The organism is Microcystis sp. M_QC_C_20170808_M9Col (genome assembly GCF_007095495.1).
GTDB lineage: Bacteria > Cyanobacteriota > Cyanobacteriia > Cyanobacteriales > Microcystaceae > Microcystis > Microcystis aeruginosa.
In genome coordinates this window covers 1-2,773 of sequence record NZ_SFBZ01000203.1, presented here as the reverse complement: position 1 = coordinate 2,773, position 2,773 = coordinate 1, and the positions used below count along the sequence as shown (strand labels likewise).

Sequence of the window (2,773 nt, the reverse complement as noted above, 5' to 3'; positions counted from 1 at the left end):
AGGGCATCAATGACAGATTCTCGAGCTTTTTGAATCATCCCTTTTTCCATTCCCATTCTTTCAACACTGGTAATATAAGGCATTCTTTTTTCCTCCTCGTACTGATTTAATTCCTGTTGCAACTCCTGTTCTAATTCAGTGGGTAAGCTCATCAGCCAATCGATAAACTTAAAGAGGTTGAGAATATCCTCTCGTTGATAACCCTGTTCGTACAACCGTTGAGTTAATGCTAATTTCGCTTCTTTGCGGGGGAGATGGGAGAATAAATAAAGGCAATATACTAACTCCTAACTCCTGACTCCTAACTCCTAACTCCTGATTACTGATAACTGATCACTGATAACTGAAAAGTTCCGCTAATCTTTAGATAAATTGCCGGAAACATACCAAGTAAAACCGCCGCCGATAACTGCCATAACTGCTAAAGCTAATAATACCGGTCGGAGTCCGAATTGAGTTTCGGCGATACCCGCGACAGCTAGGGGTAAAGAGAGGGCAATATTAACGGCATTATTTTCTAAACCAAAGACTTTACCGCGCATTTCGGGGGGTGTATCTGCCTGTAGGGTAGTTTGCATGGGAACCCCGACTAAAGCGGCAAAAATCCCTAATAAAGCGGTCATAGCGAAGGCTAAAATTAAACTCTTTGTGGATAGAGATAAACCGATTAAAGCTGCCGCCATACCCAGGGAACCCCAGAGACTTAATTGGGTGTGGGAGAATTTTTGGCCCCAATAACCCAAAGTAATCGCACTAACTGCCATTCCTGCACCACAGGAGGCTAATAAAAAGCCGAATTGAGAAGCTTTTAACCCGGGTAGTTTTTCCGCCATACTGACGGCTAATACCGATAGAGCGGCAAAAATACAGAATAAGATGACTAATTGAATCAGGGCGTTACGAACTTTATGATTTTTGTTGAGGTAACGAATGCCGTCGCGGATATCTTCCCAAACATGGGGCTGTTCTGCGGTCGGAATAACATATTTTTCGTTAGTTCGCAGGATAATTAGAATTAAACCGGCAATTATATAAAAAGCACCGACAATCATCACTTTGCCAATATCAAATTGTCCGGCTCTCGTGCCAAAAATGCTATCGGCAAAAGCTAATAGAGGTTCACCGATGGCAAAACCGATAATTAATACCGCCATGGTGGTTAAAGTGTTGAGGGAATTAGCGGGTAGAAGATGACGACGTTTTACCACTAATGGCAGGGTAGATTGTTCGGCGGGGGCAAAAAATTGGGTTAGGGTGGAGACAAGAAAAGTAATGACTAACAATAGGAAAAAACCGAAGGGTAAGTTAAATTCTCCCTGTAACCGGTAATGCCAATTTCTTAAACCGTCAGGCAACCAACCGAGGGGAACGGCTAAAGTTTGCTCGCGCACTAACCATAATAATAGGGGAATGAGGAGGACAAAAGCCCCGCGTAAAAGGTTAGAAATAACTAAAACTTGTTTTTTTAACCATCTATCAACGTATACACCCGCCACCGAACCCACTAACACCGCCGGAATTGTATTAGCAATCATTATCGCCGATACCCAGCCACTAATCGACTGATCGGCTTCTTGGTAATGGGTGGCAATTAGGGAGATCATCAGGACTAAATAGAATTTATCCGCTAATTGGGAAAAAATTCCCCCCGCCCAGAGAGTGAGAAAGCGCGGGTTTTTTAGCACTGGGGCAAAACCCTGACTAGGATTGGATTTGGGCGAACGTTTAGGCAAGCGGTTCATGGTTTCTGCGTCGGATTGCCTCGGTGAGGAATCGGAAGAATTAAAAACAGGAGTGGAGGAGTCGCTAGAATTAGCGTCGTCAGTTTCTGAGTCAAACAGTTGCATTATGATGATTTTTGCTATCTGTTTAAAATTCTAAGGGAGATAAACCCTCAACTAATGCCGAGGAGCGAAAAGTTTTTCCGAGATGATATTGAGTATAGCGGCGCAGCAGGCGATCGAGGTTAATCCAAGCTAGTTCTGAGGCAAGGTTTTCTTCTGGGGGAAAATCTGTTTTTCCTAGGCATTGCAGTAATTGCAGTTCTTGCAACGTCAGTTTACTATCGATTTTGGGCGGGTTGATTGTTTCTGTGAGGGCAGCTAGATCTATTATTCCCCCAGCCTCGAAACTAAATCCTAGGCAATTGTCCCCAATTAAAGCTTTTCCCGTCAACAGGCAGTTATGGACTTGCGGCACTAGGCCGGCAATTATTAAGAAATGAAAAATTGCTTGACAAAGGTAGGGAAGTATGTATTGATTCTCGTCGAGGACTTCAATTCTGGCCAGATGGCTGCAGATTAATTCGTATAATTCCCTCTGGGGTTGTTCGCTCAGTGCGATCGCCAAAACCAGTTCACAGAGGTATTGACTAACGGTGAGTTTGGCGAGATTTTGACTTAATTTGGGATAAGATTCGATAGTTTCAGCTTGAACGACCTTATCTAGGGATTTTCCTGCGACTATTAACAGATTATTGACCACAAATAGTTCACTTCTACCCCGCAGGGAAGATTTATACTTGCGCGCACCTGGAGCGATGGCTCTAATTAAACCATATTCGGCGGTCAAAATAGTTAAGAGGCGATCGGCTTCTCCGAAGGCCATTCCTTGCAGATTGATTCCAGTAGCTTGATAGGTACGAGACATCATTTAATAATTAGGGTTTGCTGAAAAAGTCATTGAAAAGTACAGGTCTCTTAATCAATGATTTCACTTAGCTACAAGCATAAGCTTTAGTTGTTGATTAATTTTTAAGTCATAACTTATCCTA

The 2,773-nt window shown here is 42.9% G+C and carries 2 protein-coding genes and 1 pseudogene; all 3 read right to left on the bottom strand.

The window, feature by feature from the left end; translation table 11 throughout:
• Positions 1-215: pseudogene (locus EWV68_RS11965) on the bottom strand (cytosolic protein); the annotation flags it as partial.
• 141 nt (positions 216-356) lie between these two features.
• Complete coding sequence (locus tag EWV68_RS11960; RefSeq protein ID WP_061432840.1) at positions 357-1,847, bottom strand: MFS transporter; 1,491 nt, start codon at positions 1,845-1,847, stop codon at positions 357-359.
• A 22-nt stretch (positions 1,848-1,869) separates the two neighbouring features.
• The gene (recO, locus tag EWV68_RS11955; protein ID WP_061432839.1) at positions 1,870-2,652 is read right to left on the bottom strand and encodes a DNA repair protein RecO; all 783 of its coding nucleotides are present in this window, start codon (positions 2,650-2,652) and stop codon (positions 1,870-1,872) included.
• Positions 2,653-2,773 lie beyond the last annotated feature (121 nt).